Below are 18,781 nucleotides of genomic sequence, written 5' to 3' on the forward strand. Positions count from 1 at the left end.
GCACTCCCGCCAGGACGACGCGATGAACCGAGTGTTGTACCCAGGTACCTTCGACCCTATTACCAAGGGCCACGGCGATCTGGTCGAACGCGCCTCGCGCCTGTTCGATCACGTGATCATTGCTGTCGCCGCCAGCCCGAAGAAAAACCCGCTGTTTCCCCTGGAACAGCGTGTGGAGCTGGCCCGCGAGGTCACCAAACATCTGCCGAACGTAGAAGTCGTCGGTTTCTCGACCCTGTTGGCGCACTTTGCCAAAGAGAAGAATGCCAACGTGTTCCTGCGTGGCTTGCGCGCAGTGTCGGACTTCGAATACGAATTCCAGCTGGCCAACATGAACCGCCAGCTGGCCCCGGATGTGGAAAGCCTGTTTCTAACCCCGTCTGAGCGTTACTCGTTCATTTCCTCGACGCTGGTGCGTGAAATTGCGGCCTTGGGCGGTGATATCACCAAGTTCGTGCACCCGGTGGTGGCGGACGCCCTGACACAACGCTTCAAGAAATAATACCCGGACTGCAGGAGCCGGCTTGCTGGTGATGGCGGTGTGTCAGGTGCACCGCGCTGTCTTGATCGCCAGCAAGCCGGCTCCTGCAGAACGTCGCGCCCGGGTGCAATACGGGCGCCAATGCGGCACAATTACGCGCATTGATTTATTGCGCCCGGGCCTGCCGCCCCGGCTGGAGCTAGCATGTCCCTGATCATCACCGACGATTGCATCAACTGCGACGTCTGCGAACCCGAGTGCCCCAACGCCGCTATTTCCCAGGGCGAAGAAATCTACGTGATCGACCCTAACCTGTGCACCCAGTGCGTCGGCCACTACGACGAACCGCAGTGCCAGCAGGTTTGCCCGGTGGATTGCATTCCCCTGGACGAAGCGCACCCAGAGACTGAAGAGCAGTTGATGGAGAAGTACCGCAAGATTACCGGCAAGGCGTAAGTCCCATAAAGATCGCCACCTGCTGTTGGAGCTACCGCAGGCTGCGATCTTTTGCTCTTGAATCACTCCTGCCGCTCAAACCCCTCCCCGATACACCCCAGGCACCGTGCGAACGCCGCTTTTGCCGGGTCGACCACCAGCGCCTGACCTGCATCGCCTACGCCACCACTGAACGCAGTGAACGGCAACGAAACGACGAACGCCCCGGTGCCGATTACGGTCGCCACGACCAACAAAGGCCGGGCAATCAGCAGGTCGCCGATCATCGCGTAGGCAGGAGGATTCTGGATGCTATACAACGGATCACCGCTGCCGCTGCTGGCGACGGCAGGGGTGCCGATGCTCAGCAGCAGGGTGACGACAAAGGTTCGAATCAGGTTCATGGCGCGGTCCTTCGCGAGTCAATGGGAACTTTGACTATAGACCGTCGGGTCTTCAGCGCTGACAGCGCGGGCAAAAAACGCTGGCGCGCTGCCCGAGTTTTGTTTCACGCAGTTGCGTACCACAAACCTTGCAGGGCTCGGCCCCACGGCCATACACGAACAGCTCCTGCTGGAAGTAGCCCGGCTGCCCGTCCCCGCCGATAAAGTCGCGCAAGGTGGTACCGCCGCGCTCGATGGCGGCCGCCAGGATGCGCTTGATCTCGATCGCCAGCTTCAGGTACCGCGCCCGGGAAATGCTCCCGGCTTCGCGACGCGGGTCGATACCGGCGGCGAACAAGGCTTCGGTCGCATAGATATTGCCGACCCCAACCACCACCGCGTTATCCATGATGAACGGCTTGACCGCCATCGAACGCCCCCTCGACTGCTGGAACAGCCGCTCGCCGTCGAACAGGTCGGTCAACGGCTCAGGCCCCAGGCGAATCAGCAACTCATGATTGAGCGGATCGAGGCTCCACAGCATCGCACCGAACCGCCGCGGGTCGGTGTAGCGCAAGGCCAGGCCCGACTCCAGTTCGATATCCACATGCTCATGCTTGGCCGCCGGCAGGCCGACTTCCACCAGGCGCAAATTCCCCGACATGCCCAAATGGCTGATCAAGGTGCCGACCTCGGCATTGATCAACAGGTATTTGGCGCGCCGTTCCACCAGCACGATGCGCTGGCCGGACAAACGCACATCGAGGTCTTCGGGGATCGGCCAGCGCAAACGGCGATCACGCACGATCACCCGGCTGACGCGCTGGCCTTCCAGGTGCGGCGCAATCCCGCGGCGGGTGGTTTCGACTTCTGGCAGTTCAGGCATGGGGTTCTCGAATCAGGCGCTCGGTGAGAAGAGATTCATCCCTCAGCGGTGGGTGCCGAGATCGCGAATCGTCTGCTTGAGGGTTTCGAAATCGTAATCCGAGAGACCGACGTAATCGAGCACCAAATGCCCGATGCTGTCCCACTCGTGGTCTTCGGCCTGGTTGCCCAACACCCGGTAGGACGCACAAATATGCTCGGCCATTTTCAGGATCGCCAAAAGATTCTTCAGGGCGCTGTTGCGCGACGACTCGTCACTGAATATCGCCAGGGCATTGTGATGATTGGCGATCGCGGCAGATACGTGATCCGGCAGGCGCCAGGACTTGGCCGTGTAGTAGCCGACCACGGCGTGGTTGGTGTTGAACGTCTGGTTCTCGGTATCCACCACCCGGCAATCGGGACCGGCGTTGGCATAGGCCTGTTCCAGCACGCTCATGTAGTTGGGGAACCGCTGCAACATCAGCGGCACGCCGCAGTCGTGGAACAGCCCAAGGGCATAGGCTTCATCGCCGGCCTGGGCGCCAATGCGCTTGGCCAGGGTCAGGCAGGTCATCGCCACGTCCTGGGCGGTGTCCCAGAACCGGTTCAGGGTGACGATAGTGTCGTCGTTCATCTCGCCCTTGATCGACTGCGCGTTGATCAGGTTGATGATCGAACGGCTGCCCAGCAGGTTCACCGCGCGCTGGATCGAGGCGATCTTGTTGCTCAGGCCGTAATACGGCGAGTTGACGATTTTCAGCAGGGAGCCAGAGAGCCCCGGGTCCTGGGAAATGAGCTTCGCGATCACGTCCAGATCCGGGTCGGGCATGTACTGCTCCATCTGCAGATCCACCATGATCTGCGGCTGGGCCGGCACACTGATGCCTTGCAGGGATTGCTGGATTTGTTCGGGCGTCAGCTCTTGGGACATAAGTACACACTCTGGGACAGGCGCAGATTCTAACCTTTATGACATTGGATCCGACATACCAGCGAGCACATCGCAGGAACTTTCATTCACGACCTGGCTTCGGAGTTTGTAACGCTCACGGGCAAATCACTCTCTCAAGTCAGGAGCTTTTTCATGTCCAATTCCCTGAATGGCAAGCGCGTCGCGATACTGGTGACCCATGGTTTCGAGCAGGTTGAGCTGACCGGACCGAAAGAAGCGCTGGAGCAGGCGGGTGCCCAGGTCGACATACTTTCAGCGAAGGAAGGTCAGGTCAAAGGCTGGAACCACGATAAACCGGCGGACGACTTCAAGGTTGACCGGACATTCCGCTCGGCCAGTATCGAAGAATACGATGCAGTGGTCCTGCCTGGCGGTGTGCAGAACTCCGACACCATCCGCATCGACCAGGATGCCCAACACCTGGTCAAGATGGGCACCTCGGCCGGCAAGCCAATTGCGGTCATCTGTCATGGCGGCTGGCTGTTGGTTTCGGCTGGATTGGTCAACGGCAAGACCATGACCAGCTACAAGACGCTAAAGGACGACCTGGTGAATGCCGGCGCCCATTGGGTCGACAAGGAAGTGGTCACCGACGGAACACTGATCAGCAGCCGCCAGCCGGATGACATTCCAGCGTTCAACCGTGAGTTGATTCAGTTGTTGTCGGCGTAGTACCCGAAACCGCCTTCGCGAGCAGGCTCGCTCCCACACTGGAATGCGCTCCCCCAGTGGGAGCGAGCCGGCTCCGGCGGCGTTCCGACGATAGGGCCAGCAGCGTTTCATCGCCCTTCGAACCCGCCACGACCCTCAACACGCTATACTCCCGCTCTTTTTTCCGGAGCGACGTCATGTCCCTGCCTAGCCTGCGCCTAAAAGCCAACGCCGACCGTCGCCTGCGCAACGGTCACCTGTGGGTCTACAGCAACGAAATCGATGTGGCTGCCACCCCATTGCACGGCTTCAAGGCCGGCGACCAGGCGATCCTCGAAGCCGCCGGCGGCAAGCCGCTGGGCATCGTCGCCATGAGCCCGAACAACCTGATCTGCGCGCGCCTGCTGTCGCGTGACATCAAGCTGCCGCTCGACAAGTCGCTGCTGGTGCATCGCCTTAACGTGGCCCTGTCGCTGCGCGAGCGCCTGTTCGACAAGCCGTTCTATCGCCTGGTCTACGGCGATTCCGACCTGCTGCCAGGCCTGGTGGTCGACCGTTTCGGCGACATCCTGGTGGTGCAGATCGCCTCGGCGACCATGGAAGCCCATAAAGACGACGTGATCGCGGCACTGACCCAGGTGCTCAAGCCAAGCGGAATCCTGTTCAAGAACGACTCCGCCGCCCGTGACGCCGAAGGCCTTACTCGCTATGTCGAAACCGTCTTCGGCCTGGTGCCGGAGTGGGTCGCGCTGGAAGAGAACGGCGTGAAATTCGAAGCGCCGGTCATCCAGGGCCAGAAAACCGGCTGGTTCTACGACCACCGCATGAACCGCGCACGCCTGGCGCCCTACGCCAAGGGCAAGCGCGTACTCGACCTGTACAGCTACATCGGCGGCTGGGGCGTGCAAGCGGCCGCGTTCGGCGCCAGTGAAGTGTTCTGCGTCGACGCCTCGGCCTTCGCCCTCGACGGCGTCGAGCGCAACGCCGCGCTGAACGGTTTCGCCGAGAAAATGACCTGCATCGAAGGCGACGTCTTCGAAGCCCTGAAAGAACTGAAAGCCAGCGAAGAACGCTTCGACGTGATCGTGGCCGACCCGCCAGCGTTCATCAAACGCAAGAAAGACATGAAAAACGGCGAAGGCGCCTACCGCCGCCTGAACGAGCAAGCCATGCGCCTGCTCACCAAGGACGGCATCCTGGTCAGTGCATCGTGCTCGATGCACCTGCCGGAAGACGACCTGCAGAACATCCTGCTGACCAGCGCCCGCCACCTGGACCGCAATATCCAGATGCTGGAACGTGGCGGCCAGGGGCCGGATCATCCGGTGCATCCGGCGATTGCCGAGACGCGTTACATCAAGAGCATTACCTGCCGGTTGCTGCCGAACAGTTGATTAGACCCGCATAAAAAGGGAGCCCATCGGCTCCCTTCTTTTTTTAGTTCCCCTCAACTCTCCTAATCCATCAGTCCTAGTGAAACGGGCACCTCTAAATTCTTGTGCATTTTTTACAGTATTTAGAAATGCCACCTAACTGTAGGACTACTCCGACATGATTACCAGAAAATCCTTACATAATATTTCATTGAAAAAATCAAACTAATATCTATGATTAAGTTGTCACTACGAAGTGACACTTACTTAAAAATAAAAAGGAGTTTCAACATGAAATCAATTACTCTGGAAGCTTCCACCATCGCCAACCTGGCTTTTTTGGTTTCCTCAAAAGCCCGTTAAGTAAATGAGGCGCTGGGGAGTGCCGGCTACCCAGCGTTCTTTGAGTTCCTTTCCAGAGAACCACCAAAATGCAGATTAATCCTCATTTGTTCATAATTCCCCGCGCACCCTGTCAGATAGTTTGGGATTACAAAAATCACAAACAGTTTGAACTAAATCTTGAGTACTCAACCAGACTTTCCGAGTTAATTAACAACCCAAAAAAATTTGACACTTTAAATACCATTGACACTCAGCTTCTTAGCGCGGGAATCCTTACAAATTCCACACCCGAACACATTGAATGGGGCTGGGATGAACTATCAAAAATATTTCATATTGGCACTAAAAACATCCCTTGCGATCACGTCCCCCAAGATATTCATCAATGGTCAAGACAATATCTCGACCATTGTACAACGGTACTCAACACCCCCACCCCTCGAGACAGATTCTCGGAATGCGTGGCGCGCGAACTGATTGCCCTTCCGAAGCCGTCCCTGCCAGTAGCCTCCCTCGCAAACGTCCTGATCGACCGAAAAACCTGCCGCATCTTCACCGGTGAAGCCATTTCCCTGGCGGCGGTCAGTACGCTGCTTTACCTGTCACTCGGCTATTTGCATGAACGCACGAACGACATTGACGAAATTGTTGCCGAAGGCCTCCAAGCTCGACGAAGTAGCCCATCCGGCGGCGGGCTAAACGCTTGTGAAGGCTTTCTTCAGGTTCAACACGTTGCCGGATTGAAACCCGGCCTCTACGCCTATCACCCCAAAGAGCACGCGCTGAGTTTCGTCAGGTCCTTACCTTCTCAGCGTTTAGGGCACCTACTATGCGGGCAACATTTCATAAATAACTTGCCAGTCGGACTATTCATCACCTGTCGATTCGACAAACTATGGTGGAAATATGAGCACTCCCGAGCCTACCGAATGGCCTACGTCGAAGCAGGTCACATTTCACAGACCTTCCAATTGGTTGCAACTTCTCTGGGACTGAAAACTTGGTTGACCGGTGCATTGACGGACGATCAGGTCGACGCGTTGTTGGGACTTGAAGAGAATCCAGAGCAACCATTGTTCTTTGTTGGATGCGGCAAGAGCGACGGGCAAGTGATGTGCGCGGAATTGAAATTATTGCTGGGTGGGGGGGGGGCAAGATTAATGACTACCTCCTTTATAAAACCGTCCTCCGACTCCCCCTTGTGTTCCCAGCGCTTCACCCTAGGCGACTGGAACACCCGAGCTTCGGTACGAACCAGCGAGCACTGCTATCTATTGCCTTCGGACATAGAAAAACAACTAGAAACCCGATGCTGGTTTCCGCCGGCATTTCTCCCTTACCTGAATCACTCGGCGATCAAAGCAGCAGGTATAGCTCTTACTCATCGTTTATCTGCAAACCATTTGGTGTATTTCCTTGATTATACCACTCTGATTGAACACCGCATCGTCAACCGATCAGTCGAAACCATCGTCCACAACGAACTCGGTATCTCCATTCCAAAACGAATGAAAACGGCCGCGCTGCAGCTCTATACCGATGAGGGTTATCACGCGCTGTTCTCCAATGATCTCGCCGAGCAAATTTCTGACTTTTATGGAATGACTGATCGGCCAGTAATGCCCAAGCGAATAACACGACTGAACGCCCTGATCGACCGTACACCGGACAAGCACAAAGCACTGACGTGGTTTCTCGTTGGCTTTGTGTCGGAGACGATCATCGCCAAGGAACTGCTGGATGTATGCCGCCACACCTTAGTGTGCAGCGTTCAGGAAATGCTCAGAGACCATCTCGCCGACGAGGCGCTACACAGTCGCTACTTTTGCGAGGCGTTCCATTATCTATGGGTACACCTGAGCTGCGAACAACGTACTATCGCCACCAAGTTGCTCTTGGAAATACTGTTTATTTTCTTTGAAGTTGATGAGTACTGGCTTGGCGAAAGCCTACGGGGTGTTTGCCTGGATGAATTGACTGTCGCGGAAATATTATCCGATGTGACAAGTGATAACGCACTTCTTCTCCGCGTTCGGTCAGGTGCAGGTGCGACCCTGCAAGCATTGAAAAAGGCAGGACTCTTCGATCTGCCTGCCAATCTGCAAGTTTTCTCCACGGCAGGACTTTTCGATGAATAATGAAAAATATGACGCAAGCGCAAAAAAACGCTGGGCAGCGGTCGTTCTTTTGATGACGATGGTGTTGCTCGGAGTCTTCCCTCTCGATGTCCTGCTACCATCGTTCCCGGCCTTGGCAAAATACTTCCAGACCTCACCGGCCGACATTGCGTTTTCTATCAGCGTGTTTGCTATCGGTATCTCAATATCTCAACTACTGATCGGACCTCTTTCGGATGCAATAGGGCGCAAGGGCTTGCTGCTTGCTGGAATGGCGGTTTCAATCATTGGCGCAACAGGATGCGTCCTGTCGACCGAATACACCTGGTTTTTGATGTTCCGGGTAGTCCAGGCACTCGGCTGCGGCTGCTTCGTGCTCTCACAGGCCCTAGTCCAGGACTTGTTCGAGGGCCAGGAGCGGGATCAGCTGCGGATTCTAATGGTCACTGCCAGCGGGATTTTCATTTCCGTCTCGCCATTATTGGGCAGCGTGCTGCAACAGGCTCTGGACTGGCCCGGCAGCTTCTTCCTGTTTATTGCATTGGCTGCCACCGTGTTTCTGAAGGCGTGTTTCTTTCTGGAAAATGAACGTCCCGTCGCATTCTCACGCCAGAACATCATTCACTCATACAGACGGGTGTGTGCTGATGCGGGCTTCATAGGCTTTTGGTTGATCGCGGCAATCACCTTCACCTGCCACTTTTCCTTCATTGTCGTCTCGCCGCTGATCTTTATGGATCAGTTGCACATGTCGGCCTATGAGTTCTCCCTGACTCTTCTACTTTATGGTGCTGCTTACATCATAGGTGGCGTTGTCGCCCAGATACTTGCCCGCCGGATACCCGCGAATACGCAAATTATCGTCGGCCTGAGCCTGATTTTCGCTTCAGGGCTGGTGATGCTTTTGCTCTCGGGTTTGCTGGGGCTTTCGACCCTGACGGTTTTGGTCCCGATGATCATCTGCACCGCTGGCACGACTATCGCCCGTCCCATCGCCACATCCAAAGCCATGGATGTGTTCCCTGCCAACGCAGGCACTTCCGCATCAGCCGGAAATACCTTGGTATTTATCTTCGGCGGCCTGGCCAGCGCCCTCATCAACTTGAGCGGGAGCGATCTGCAAACGACATTGGCACTGGCTTTCCTGCTGCTGAGTACCACCGCTCTTACCCTGAATGCATTGATCAACCGCCGGACCACCTGTAGGAGCCAGCTCGTTCGCGATGGCCGTCAACGATAACGCGGGGAACCTGATGCCCCACGGCGTTCTCGAGCTCATCGCGAGCAGGCTCGCTCCTAGAGGTGCAGGACACATCCTGATCCACTGTCGAAACGACAACCGCTCACCCCTCGCCTACCGTTTTCTCTTCACATCATCGAAGAGGACAATGGAATGTCCGATACGCCCAAAGCCCATCGATTACGCAAAGGCCGTCACCCACAATCCGGCCGCATCTATCACCTGAGCGCCGTCACCCATGAACGACAGCCTGTCTTCCAGGATTGGTGCACTGGCCGCTTGTTGGTGCACGAATTTAGAAAGGCTCAGGAAGCCGGCTATGTAACGTCTATCGCCTGGGTAGTCATGCCGGATCACTTCCACTGGCTAGTTGAATTGCATAACGGTGACTTACCTAAAGTGATGCAAAGCACCAAATCCCGCTGCACACGACTCATTAATCAGAAGCGAGGCCATTGTAGCCCTGTATGGCAGAAGGGCTATTTCGACCGAGCCCTGCGTCGAGAGGAAGATCTGAAAGCAGCAGCCCGATACATCATCGCCAACCCTTTGCGAGCCGGGCTTGTAACTCATATAGCCGACTACCCGCTATGGGACGCCATCTGGCTATGAAACACGCCTCCCTGTAGGAGCAGCCGGTCGACGCTCGATTGCTCGCGATGGTCGTCAACGATAACGCTGGAAGCCTGACACCCCGCGGCGCTCTCAGGTTTTTCGCGAGCAGGCTCGCTCCTACAAGTGGCCGTCCGCACGTCATGTGGATGCTGCCTGCACGCGTGCAGGCATTCCCTCCAGCCGCCAGCCGTGTAGAATCGCGAACATTCATCGCCAGTCATCCCCGGCGGGTTTATGAGCTCAAGCTGAAGCGCGCGGCGATCCCGCAAAGTTATCGGCAACTTCCGGACACACGGCCATTTCTGAGTGTTCCAGACGTCAATAGAAGCTCACTTCCCTTTTGATACCTGATTAGCCGCCCGGAGTGCTTCATGCCTGATTACCGCTCGAAAACATCCACCCATGGCCGCAACATGGCCGGCGCCCGCGCACTGTGGCGCGCAACGGGGATGAAAGATGACGACTTCAAGAAGCCGATCATCGCCATTGCCAACTCCTTCACCCAGTTCGTACCGGGCCACGTGCACCTGAAAGACCTGGGCCAACTGGTCGCCCGCGAGATCGAACGCGCTGGCGGCGTTGCAAAAGAATTCAACACCATCGCCGTCGATGACGGCATCGCCATGGGCCACGACGGCATGCTGTATTCGCTGCCAAGCCGCGAGATCATCGCCGACTCCGTCGAGTACATGGTCAATGCCCACTGCGCCGACGCCATCGTCTGCATCTCCAACTGCGACAAGATCACCCCTGGCATGCTGATGGCGTCTTTGCGCCTGAACATCCCGGTGATCTTCGTGTCCGGCGGCCCTATGGAAGCCGGCAAGACCAAACTGGCCAGCCACGGTCTTGACCTGGTCGACGCCATGGTGATCGCCGCCGACTCCAGCGCTTCTGACGAGAAAGTCGCTGAGTACGAGCGTAGCGCCTGCCCGACCTGCGGTTCGTGCTCCGGCATGTTCACCGCCAACTCGATGAATTGCCTGGTCGAGGCACTGGGCCTGGCATTGCCGGGCAACGGTTCGACTCTGGCCACCCACAGCGACCGCGAGCAGCTGTTCCTGCAGGCCGGGCGCACCATCGTCGAGCTGTGCAAGCGTTACTACGGTGAGAACGACGAGTCGGTGTTGCCACGCAACATTGCCAACTTCCAGGCGTTCGAAAACGCCATGACCCTGGACATCGCCATGGGCGGTTCCACCAACACCATCCTGCACTTGCTGGCCGCTGCCCAGGAAGCCGAGATCGATTTCGACCTGCGCGACATCGACCGCCTGTCCCGTCACGTGCCGCAACTGTGCAAGGTCGCGCCGAACATCCAGAAATACCACATGGAAGACGTGCACCGTGCCGGCGGGATCTTCAGCATCCTCGGCTCGCTGGCCCGTGGCGGATTGCTGCACACCCAGCTGCCGACCGTGCACAGCCGCAGCATGGAAGAAGCCATTGCCAAGTGGGACATCACCCAGACCACCGACGAAGCCGTGCACCACTTCTTCAAGGCCGGGCCTGCGGGCATCCCGACGCAAACCGCGTTCAGCCAGTCGACCCGTTGGGACACCCTGGACGACGACCGTGAAAACGGCTGCATCCGCAGCGTCGAGCACGCTTACTCGCAAGAAGGCGGCCTGGCCGTACTGTACGGAAACATCGCCCTGGACGGCTGCGTGGTGAAAACCGCCGGCGTCGACGAGTCGATCCACGTGTTCGAAGGCAATGCGAAGATCTTCGAAAGCCAGGACAGCGCCGTACGCGGCATCCTCGCCGATGAAGTGAAGGAAGGCGACATCGTCATCATTCGCTACGAAGGCCCGAAAGGCGGCCCGGGCATGCAGGAAATGCTCTACCCGACTTCGTACCTGAAATCCAAAGGCCTGGGCAAAGCCTGCGCCCTGCTCACCGACGGCCGCTTCTCCGGCGGCACCTCGGGCCTGTCCATCGGCCACGCTTCGCCAGAGGCCGCTGCCGGCGGCGCGATTGGTTTGGTGCAGGACGGCGACAAAGTGCTGATCGACATTCCGAACCGCTCGATCAACCTGTTGGTCAGCGACGAAGAACTGGCAGCGCGCCGCGTCGAGCAGGACAAGAAAGGCTGGAAACCGGTGGAAGTACGTCCACGTAAAGTGACCACCGCGTTGAAGGCCTACGCTTTGCTGGCGACCAGTGCTGACAAGGGTGCTGTGCGTAACAAGGCGATGCTTGATGGGCTGTAAGGCTTAAGCGTTGAACAAAAAAATACCCCGCCATGTGCGGGGTATTTTTTTGTTCGCCGATCTCCTGTAGGAGCAAGCTTGCTCGCGATGGTCGTCAACGATAACGCTGGAAACCTGACACCCAACGGAGTCTTTGAGTTTATCGCGAGCAAGCTCGCTCCTACAGTGAGCATCGTCTTCGGACGACCCTCTGCCTTAATCCTGCGGGTCGAGGTTATCCAGCGCCTGGTTCACCGCCAGCTCGCCCAGCATGATGACCTGGGCAATCCCCAGCATCGTGTTGCGTTGAGAGCCTTCCAGCAGTGCGGCGAAATCGCTGGCCATGACATTGGCCGAGGCGAGGGATTCGCAGGCGTGGGCCAGGAGGGTTTCGGTGTCGAGGCCGGGGGCGATGATGAAGGTTCGGCTGGGTTTGCGCGGGATGGTGTTGATTTGGGTGGACAGGTTGTCGGTGTCCGGTGGATCAGGGGTAATTTTCAGCATTGATGATTCTCCTGGATGTAAGGAGCTATCACCTTCGCTACCAAACGAAAGGTGGCAGCCATACGCAGGTTGGTAGACCGGTCCAGGGAGCCGGCGCGCTCGAAAGCGCCCCACGCATGACCACCATAGAAGCAGAGACGAAAAAACCTGCCGAAGGTGTAGTCATGCGCCTGGAAAATCCGGGCTACCAAACCCGATCGCTGATGGCCAGCGATACGCAGAAGATAGAACCCGCCAAACAGGCGCACAAGTCGGCGGATTCTGAAGTAGTCGTAGTCCCTTACGCAAGAACGTGCAGGTTGCGACTGTAGGAAGAAGTTGATCAAGCAGAGGCTTTCATTGCCTCGACTGGCCCCATCGCGAGCAAGCTCGCTCCCACAGTGGATCTTCGGTGTTCACACAATCTGTGTTTCACCCGAGATTATTGTGGGAGCGAGCTTGCTCGCGATGGAGGCGCCGCAGTCTTACTGAATTTCTTGCGGGGTGACGACCACCCAGTTCTTATCCGCCGTCACCGGCAATCCTTCCTTGGCCTGGGCCGCGGCGTTCTTGGCCATCATGCCCTGGATCTGGGTCATGTATTTGTCCTTGCGGTTGACCCACAGGTGGATGCCGCCCTTGGCCACGTCGACGCCGTGGAACAGCATGTAGCCGTCGCTGGTGGGCGTATCGCCGCCGACCAGGACCGGTTTTTTCCACTCGTCGATGTAGGTCAGGATCGCTGCGTGCTTGCCGGCCATCCAGGTCGCCGGGGTCCACAGGTACGGAGTCAGTTCGAGGCCGAGGTTGGCCTTCTCGTCATATTTGCCAGCGGTGATCTGCTTGCGCGCGGTAGTCAGTTCACCGGTCTTGGTGTCCTTGAGCAGCAACGACACACCGATCACGTTCTGCGGTTTGACGTTGTAGCCGTACTTCGGATCGGCCGCGACCATGCGCACCAGTTCTTCGGAGGCGGCGGTCATGACATAGACCTCGATGCCGTTCTCCATCAGTTTGTTGTACAGCTCTTGCTGGCCGGTGAAGATTTTCGGCGGGTTGACGTCGAGTTTCTTGACCACGTCGCCTTCGTAGTAAGTGGCCGGCACCGGTTTGCCGGACGCCATCATCTCGTCGACGTAGCCCTTGAGTTCCTGCAGCGTGAAGCCGGAGAACACTTGCGCGACCCATGGGTAACACACCATGTCGTCGAGCTCGCAGAGACGGTAGTAGTAGCTGAACAGGCTTTCCTTGTGGTCGGCGGTGTCCTTGAACGGCATCAGTTTCAGGGAGGGGTCGAGTTTGTCGCGGGTGATCAGGCCCTTGTTTTCCATGAACGGCAGCAACGACTCTTCGAGGTCGTAGCGGTAGCTGGTGTTGTCCATGTCGAACACCGCGTAGTTACCCTTATTGGCGTTGGCCGCGATCATCGCGTCGAGCGCCTTGGCCTGATCGGCGGGCCAGTGCTTCAGATCCGTGGCGAGTACCTGGCCGGCGAGGCCCAGGCAAAGTGCGGCGACCAGAAATTTCGGTGCGAACTTCATCTGCGTTTCTCCCTGAGTGAAAGACATCGACGCTAACAAATAAGTGTGACAGTCCTCGCCTGTCAGCGACCGCCAACGTGCCTATCGCGTCAGTTGCATCCCCGAGAGCGACACCCGCTTATTCCAAAAACGACAGCTGCCAGACGTTTTTGATATTAATTCATTGGAAATCAAGCTGTTAGGCTTGCCGGTTCGCAGCTGCCCCGGAAGGTGGCTGGCACAAGTCACTTTCGGAGTTCTTATGAATCTGCCGCTGATTCTCAATCTGCTGGTGTTCCTCGCGTTACTTTTTGGTCTCGCACAAACCCGCCACACTACATTTAGCCTGGCGAAAAAAGTCCTGCTCGCCCTGGTGCTGGGCGTGGCGTTTGGTGTGGCGCTGCACACCGTCTACGGTGCCGGTAATCCGGTGCTGAAAGCCTCGATTGGCTGGTTCGACCTGGTGGGCAACGGTTATGTGCAATTGCTGCAAATGATCGTGATCCCCTTGGTATTCGCCTCGATCCTCAGCGCCGTGGCCCGTCTGCACAACGCCTCGTCGCTGGGCAAGATCAGTTTCCTGACCATTGGCACGCTGCTGTTCACCACCGCCATCGCGGCATTGATCGGCATCGGCCTGACCAACCTGTTCGGCCTGACAGCCGAGGGCCTGGTGGCCGGCACCCAGGAAATGGCGCGCCTGCAAACCATCCAGAGCGACTATGCCGGCAAGGTCGCTGACCTCAATGTGCCGCAGTTGCTGCTGTCGTTCATTCCGCAAAACCCGATCGCCGACCTGGCGCGGGCCAAGCCGACGTCGATCATCAGCGTGGTGGTCTTTGCGGCGTTCCTCGGGGTTGCAGCGCTGCAACTTCTGAAGGATGACGTGGAAAAAGGTCAGAAAGTGATCAACGCCATCGACACCCTGCAAGCCTGGGTGATGCGCCTGGTACGCCTGGTGATGAAGCTGACCCCGTACGGCGTCCTGGCGCTGATGACCAAGGTGGTCGCTGGCTCCAACCTGCAGGACATCATCAAGCTCGGCAGTTTCGTGGTGGTGTCCTACATCGGCCTGGGCCTGATGTTTGTCGTGCATGGACTGCTGGTGTCCGCCGCCGGTATCAACCCGCTGCGCTTCTTCCGCAAGATCTGGCCGGTACTGACGTTTGCCTTTACCAGCCGTTCGAGCGCCGCGACCATACCGCTGAGCATCGAAGCGCAGACCAGCCGCCTGGGCATCCCGCAATCCATCGCCAGCTTCGCCGCTTCGTTCGGCGCGACCATTGGCCAGAACGGTTGTGCCGGCCTGTATCCAGCGATGCTGGCGGTGATGGTGGCGCCGACCGTGGGCATCAACCCGCTGGACCCGTTGTGGATCGCGACGCTGGTGGCGATTGTCACGCTGAGTTCGGCGGGTGTGGCGGGCGTTGGCGGGGGCGCGACCTTTGCCGCGTTGATCGTGTTGCCGGCGATGGGGTTGCCGGTGTCACTGGTGGCGTTGCTGATTTCGGTCGAGCCGCTGATTGATATGGGGCGCACGGCATTGAACGTCAGTGGTTCGATGACGGCCGGGGCGATTACCAGCCAGGTAATGCAGCAGACGGATAAAGCGCTGCTGGATGCGGATGAGCATTCGGCGTTGGCGCACGCTTAAGTCTTTCATTGCCTGAGCGGGCCTATTCGCGAGCAGGCTCGCTCCCACAGTGAGCGGTGGTGTTCACAGCATTTGTGATTCACCGCAAACCCATTGTGGGAGCGAGCCTGCTCGCGAAGCTTTTAAGCTTTTTCCCAAACCTCAAAACTGTACGCCGGTTTGTCGCCTTCCGCCGGATTCGGCACATTCGACACCAGCTTCCACTGGGTCAAATCAAACTCCGGAAACCAGGCATCCCCTTGCGGGCTCAACGCCACACGGGTCAGGTACAAGCGATCGGCCTGCGCCAGCCCCTGCGCATACAACTGCGCCCCGCCAATCAGCATCAGCTCATCGACGCCCTGCTCCTTCGCCCACTCCTCGGCGCGAACCACCGCGGCTTCCAGCGACGGATAAACTTCCGCGCCGTCAAGCACCAGATCCGCCTGACGGCTGACCACAATGTTCAAGCGGCCCGGCAACGGACGGCCGAGGGAATCCCAGGTCTTGCGGCCCATGATGATCGGCTTGCCCAAGGTGGTGGCCTTGAAGTATTTGAAGTCCCCCGGCAGGTGCCAGGGCATGCTGTTGTCGACGCCGATCACGCGGTTTTCACCGAGGGCTGCGATCAGGCTGAGGGGGAGTGATTTAGTCATGCCGGCGAGGATACCAGAGCCTCGCTTTCCCCGATAAGCGCTACAGCGGTTATGCTCACAGTTCAATTAAGCGACGGGATGCCGCGTGACTGAACTGAATACTCTCTGGCTGACAGAAACCATCCGACTGCGCGAAGAACACGCAGGTCCCCTGGAAGATCTGGAAGCCAACCGATTGGCGCGCAGCGCCGGCGGCGATTTGCCGACCCGCATTCAACGCCGCGCCCTGTGGCTGGCCGAGCGCGATGGCTTGGGCGATGCACTCAAACACTGGCTGCAAGGCGCGCGACTCGCGCTGATCGTATTGGCGGTGCTGGCCGTGGTCAGCGGCGCCGGCCTGGCCTTTGCCGCCATGGGCGACGGCCTGCACCCGGTGAATGTGTTCTGGGCGCTGGGCAGTCTGCTCGGGCTCAATCTGATCCTGTTATTGAGCTGGGCCCTGGGCCTGGTATTTGCCGGCGAACACGGCGCCAGCCTCGGGCGCCTGTGGCTGTGGCTCAGCGAAAAATTGGCCCGGGACGCGAAGGCGGCGCAACTGGCACCGGCCCTGCTGCTGTTGTTGCAACGCCAGAAACTCAATCGCTGGGCCATCGGCGTGTTGGTCAATGGCCTGTGGTTGTTGGCGATGCTCAGTGCCCTGGTGATTCTGCTGACGTTGATGGCGACCCGCCGCTACGGCTTCGTCTGGGAAACCACGATCCTCAGCGCCGATACCTTTATTGCCGTGACCCAGGCCCTCGGCGCGCTTCCGGCCTTGCTCGGTTTCAGCGTGCCCACCGAGGTAATGATCCGCGCCAGTGGCGATGCCGCACTGAACATCGAAAGTGCCCGCCAGGCCTGGGCGGCGTGGCTCGTAGGTGTGTTGCTGGTCTATGGCGTGATGCCGCGCCTGTTACTGGCGCTGTTTTGTCTGTGGCGCTGGAAGTCCGGCCGGACAACCTTGCAGCTCGATCTGAATTTGCCCGGTTATGCCCCACTGCGCGAACGGCTGATGCCCACCAGCGAACGCCTGGGAGTCAGCGATGCCGCGCCGGCACAACTGCATCGCGTGGAGAGTGGCGTCAGCGAACAACACAGCAATGGCGCACTGTTGGTCGCCATCGAGCTGGACGACGACCGCCCGTGGCCGCCCCAACTGGCGAAGAATGTCAGCAACGCCGGGATCCTCGACAGCCGCGAATCGCGCAACAAACTCCTCGAGCAACTGAGCCGCTTTCCTCCTGCGCGCCTGGCGATTGCGTGCGATCCACGGCGCTCGCCGGATCGCGGCAGCCTGGCGCTGATCGCCGAACTGGCTCGCAGCGCCAGCGCCACTCGGGTGTGGTTGTTGCAGGCGCCGCCCGGGGAAGCGCTGGACGCCGAACGCCTGGGCGACTGGCATGTGGCGCTGCAACAACTGGAGCTGCCGTTCGCTGATTGCGCGCCGATGAACTGGCTGGAGACGGGTCATGACTGACGCCAGCAAGCAGCCCCTGAAACTCGCCGTGGTCGGCCACACCAACGTCGGCAAAACCTCGTTGCTGCGCACCCTGACCCGCGACGTCGGTTTCGGCGAAGTGTCCCACCGCCCCAGTACCACGCGGCATGTCGAAGGCGCGCGGTTGTCGGTGGACGGTGAGCCCTTGCTGGATCTCTACGACACCCCTGGCCTGGAAGACGCCATCGCCCTGCTCGACTACCTCGAACGCCTGGAGCGTCCCGGCGAACGACTGGACGGTCCGGCCCGGTTGGCGCGATTCCTCGAAGGCAGCGAAGCCCGACAGCGCTTCGAACAGGAGGCCAAGGTCCTGCGCCAGTTGTTGGCGTCGGACGCCGGGCTCTATGTGATCGACGCGCGGGAACCGGTCCTTGCCAAATATCGCGACGAGCTGGAAGTGCTGGCCAGCTGCGGCAAACCGTTGTTGCCGGTGTTGAATTTTGTCACCAGCACCAACCACCGCGAGCCGGCGTGGCGCGAGGCACTGGCGCGCCTGGGTTTGCATGCGCTGGTGCGCTTCGACAGCGTCGCACCGCCAGAGGACGGCGAACGCCGGCTCTATGAAAGCCTCGCGCTGCTGCTGGAAAATGCCCGCCCGCAACTGGAACGCCTGATCGCCGACCAGCAGGTCCAACGCCTGGCCCGTGAGCGCAGTGCGGCGCGGTTGATTGCCGAATTATTGATCGATTGTGCCGCATGCCGGCGCAGCGTGGTCAGCGATGCGCAACAGGAACAGCAGGCGATCGATGAGCTGCGCAAAGCCGTGCGCCAACGCGAGCAGCGTTGCGTCGAAGCGCTGCTCAAGCTCTACGCGTTTCGCCCGCAGGACGCCGCGGCCAGTGATCTGCCGCTGCTCGATGGGCGTTGGGGCGATGACTTGTTCAACCCTGAAACCCTCAAGCAACTGGGGGTGCGGGTGGGTGGCGGTATCGCTGCCGGTGCCGCCGCAGGGGCCGGCGTCGACTTGCTGGTTGGCGGCCTGACGCTGGGTGCTGCCGCACTGGCCGGGGCGATCGCCGGCGGCGCCCTGCAAACCGCGCGCAGTTATGGCAGCCGCTTGCTGGGCAAGATCAAGGGCCAGCGCGAACTGACGGTCGATGACAGCGTGCTACGGCTTTTGGCGTTGCGTCAGCGGCAACTGCTGCAGGCGCTCAATGCCCGTGGGCATGCGGCGATGGACAGCATTCAGGTGGCGACGCCACAGGACAAAACCTGGCGCGAAGGCAAACTGCCCGAGGCATTGAACAAGGCTCGCGCGCATCCGCAGTGGTCGTCGCTAAACCCGCAGCCAAAATTGAGTCAGGCGGAACGACAGGAAGAAATCGAAGCGTTGGCCGGGAAAGTCGCCGATCTGTAGGGCC

General features: G+C 59.0%; 17 protein-coding genes and 2 pseudogenes. 13 read left to right on the top strand and 6 right to left on the bottom strand.

What is annotated here, in order from left to right; all coding sequences use genetic code 11:
• Positions 1–22 precede the first annotated feature (22 nt).
• On the top strand, positions 23–502 hold the full coding sequence (coaD, locus tag BKX96_RS16435; RefSeq protein WP_046818361.1) for a pantetheine-phosphate adenylyltransferase: 480 nt from the start codon (positions 23–25) through the stop codon (positions 500–502).
• Positions 503–685: 183 nt separating this feature from the next.
• Positions 686–937 (top strand): YfhL family 4Fe-4S dicluster ferredoxin, encoded by a 252-nt coding sequence (locus BKX96_RS16440; protein WP_003195146.1) that lies wholly within the window; start codon positions 686–688, stop codon positions 935–937.
• 62 nt (positions 938–999) lie between these two features.
• Here BKX96_RS16440 and BKX96_RS16445 read toward each other — a convergent pair whose 3' ends face one another.
• The 3 genes from BKX96_RS16445 to BKX96_RS16455 are packed head-to-tail and all read right to left on the bottom strand — an operon-like array spanning position 1,000 to position 3,043.
• Positions 1,000–1,320: a hypothetical protein gene (locus BKX96_RS16445; RefSeq protein WP_046818362.1), complete on the bottom strand. Its 321-nt coding sequence runs from the start codon at positions 1,318–1,320 to the stop codon at positions 1,000–1,002.
• Between the two features lie 52 nt (positions 1,321–1,372).
• Complete coding sequence (mutM, locus tag BKX96_RS16450) at positions 1,373–2,185, bottom strand: bifunctional DNA-formamidopyrimidine glycosylase/DNA-(apurinic or apyrimidinic site) lyase (protein WP_077184718.1); 813 nt, start codon at positions 2,183–2,185, stop codon at positions 1,373–1,375.
• A 42-nt stretch (positions 2,186–2,227) separates the two neighbouring features.
• Positions 2,228–3,043, bottom strand: coding sequence for an HDOD domain-containing protein (locus BKX96_RS16455; protein ID WP_179092158.1), 816 nt, complete (start codon positions 3,041–3,043; stop codon positions 2,228–2,230).
• Between the two features lie 207 nt (positions 3,044–3,250).
• Here BKX96_RS16455 and BKX96_RS16460 point away from each other — a divergent pair, with 207 nt between their 5' ends.
• The 8 genes and pseudogenes from BKX96_RS16460 to ilvD all read left to right on the top strand — a co-directional run bounded on the left by BKX96_RS16460 (position 3,251) and on the right by ilvD (position 11,672).
• Positions 3,251–3,790 (top strand): type 1 glutamine amidotransferase domain-containing protein, encoded by a 540-nt coding sequence (locus tag BKX96_RS16460; RefSeq protein ID WP_077184720.1) that lies wholly within the window; start codon positions 3,251–3,253, stop codon positions 3,788–3,790.
• A gap of 176 nt (positions 3,791–3,966) precedes the next feature.
• On the top strand, positions 3,967–5,163 hold the full coding sequence (locus BKX96_RS16465; RefSeq protein ID WP_077184721.1) for a class I SAM-dependent rRNA methyltransferase: 1,197 nt from the start codon (positions 3,967–3,969) through the stop codon (positions 5,161–5,163).
• 410 nt (positions 5,164–5,573) lie between these two features.
• Positions 5,574–6,626, top strand: a pseudogene (locus tag BKX96_RS16470) (SagB family peptide dehydrogenase); the annotation flags it as partial.
• Between the two features lie 21 nt (positions 6,627–6,647).
• Positions 6,648–7,625 carry a diiron oxygenase gene (locus BKX96_RS16475; protein ID WP_077185146.1) on the top strand — a complete coding sequence of 326 codons (978 nt, stop codon included), beginning with the start codon at positions 6,648–6,650 and terminating at the stop codon, positions 7,623–7,625.
• Positions 7,618–8,844, top strand: coding sequence for an MFS transporter (locus tag BKX96_RS16480; protein ID WP_077184723.1), 1,227 nt, complete (start codon positions 7,618–7,620; stop codon positions 8,842–8,844). Before BKX96_RS16475 ends, BKX96_RS16480 begins: the two co-directional genes overlap by 8 nt.
• Positions 8,845–8,997: 153 nt before the next feature.
• The gene (locus tag BKX96_RS16485) at positions 8,998–9,456 is read left to right on the top strand and encodes an REP-associated tyrosine transposase (protein WP_077184725.1); all 459 of its coding nucleotides are present in this window, start codon (positions 8,998–9,000) and stop codon (positions 9,454–9,456) included.
• A gap of 47 nt (positions 9,457–9,503) precedes the next feature.
• Positions 9,504–9,581 (top strand): annotated as a pseudogene (locus BKX96_RS33420) (outer membrane lipoprotein carrier protein LolA); the annotation flags it as partial.
• 249 nt (positions 9,582–9,830) lie between these two features.
• Positions 9,831–11,672: a dihydroxy-acid dehydratase gene (gene ilvD, locus BKX96_RS16495; RefSeq protein WP_046818369.1), complete on the top strand. Its 1,842-nt coding sequence runs from the start codon at positions 9,831–9,833 to the stop codon at positions 11,670–11,672.
• Positions 11,673–11,867: 195 nt separating this feature from the next.
• On the opposite strand, the gene BKX96_RS16500 is transcribed toward ilvD, so the two are convergent.
• Both BKX96_RS16500 and BKX96_RS16510 read right to left on the bottom strand, forming a co-directional pair.
• Positions 11,868–12,155, bottom strand: a complete 288-nt coding sequence (locus BKX96_RS16500) for a DUF6124 family protein (RefSeq protein ID WP_077184729.1) — start codon at positions 12,153–12,155, stop codon at positions 11,868–11,870.
• A gap of 464 nt (positions 12,156–12,619) precedes the next feature.
• The gene (locus BKX96_RS16510) at positions 12,620–13,675 is read right to left on the bottom strand and encodes an HAD family hydrolase (RefSeq protein ID WP_077184733.1); all 1,056 of its coding nucleotides are present in this window, start codon (positions 13,673–13,675) and stop codon (positions 12,620–12,622) included.
• Between the two features lie 241 nt (positions 13,676–13,916).
• On the opposite strand from BKX96_RS16510, the gene BKX96_RS16515 reads away from it, so the two are divergent.
• Positions 13,917–15,308, top strand: coding sequence for an L-cystine transporter (locus BKX96_RS16515; RefSeq protein WP_077184735.1), 1,392 nt, complete (start codon positions 13,917–13,919; stop codon positions 15,306–15,308).
• A gap of 122 nt (positions 15,309–15,430) precedes the next feature.
• Here BKX96_RS16515 and BKX96_RS16520 read toward each other — a convergent pair whose 3' ends face one another.
• Positions 15,431–15,943: a dihydrofolate reductase gene (locus BKX96_RS16520; protein ID WP_077184737.1), complete on the bottom strand. Its 513-nt coding sequence runs from the start codon at positions 15,941–15,943 to the stop codon at positions 15,431–15,433.
• A gap of 85 nt (positions 15,944–16,028) precedes the next feature.
• Between BKX96_RS16520 and BKX96_RS16525 the strand changes: the two genes are divergently transcribed.
• Both BKX96_RS16525 and BKX96_RS16530 read left to right on the top strand, forming a co-directional pair.
• On the top strand, positions 16,029–17,399 hold the full coding sequence (locus BKX96_RS16525) for a DUF2868 domain-containing protein (protein WP_077184739.1): 1,371 nt from the start codon (positions 16,029–16,031) through the stop codon (positions 17,397–17,399).
• Positions 17,392–18,777 carry a GTPase/DUF3482 domain-containing protein gene (locus BKX96_RS16530; protein WP_077184741.1) on the top strand — a complete coding sequence of 462 codons (1,386 nt, stop codon included), beginning with the start codon at positions 17,392–17,394 and terminating at the stop codon, positions 18,775–18,777. The genes BKX96_RS16525 and BKX96_RS16530 overlap by 8 nt, the downstream gene beginning before the upstream one ends.
• Positions 18,778–18,781 lie beyond the last annotated feature (4 nt).

Origin of the sequence: Pseudomonas putida (assembly GCF_001976065.1) — a bacterium.
In the GTDB taxonomy this organism is placed as follows: domain Bacteria; phylum Pseudomonadota; class Gammaproteobacteria; order Pseudomonadales; family Pseudomonadaceae; genus Aquipseudomonas; species Aquipseudomonas serbica.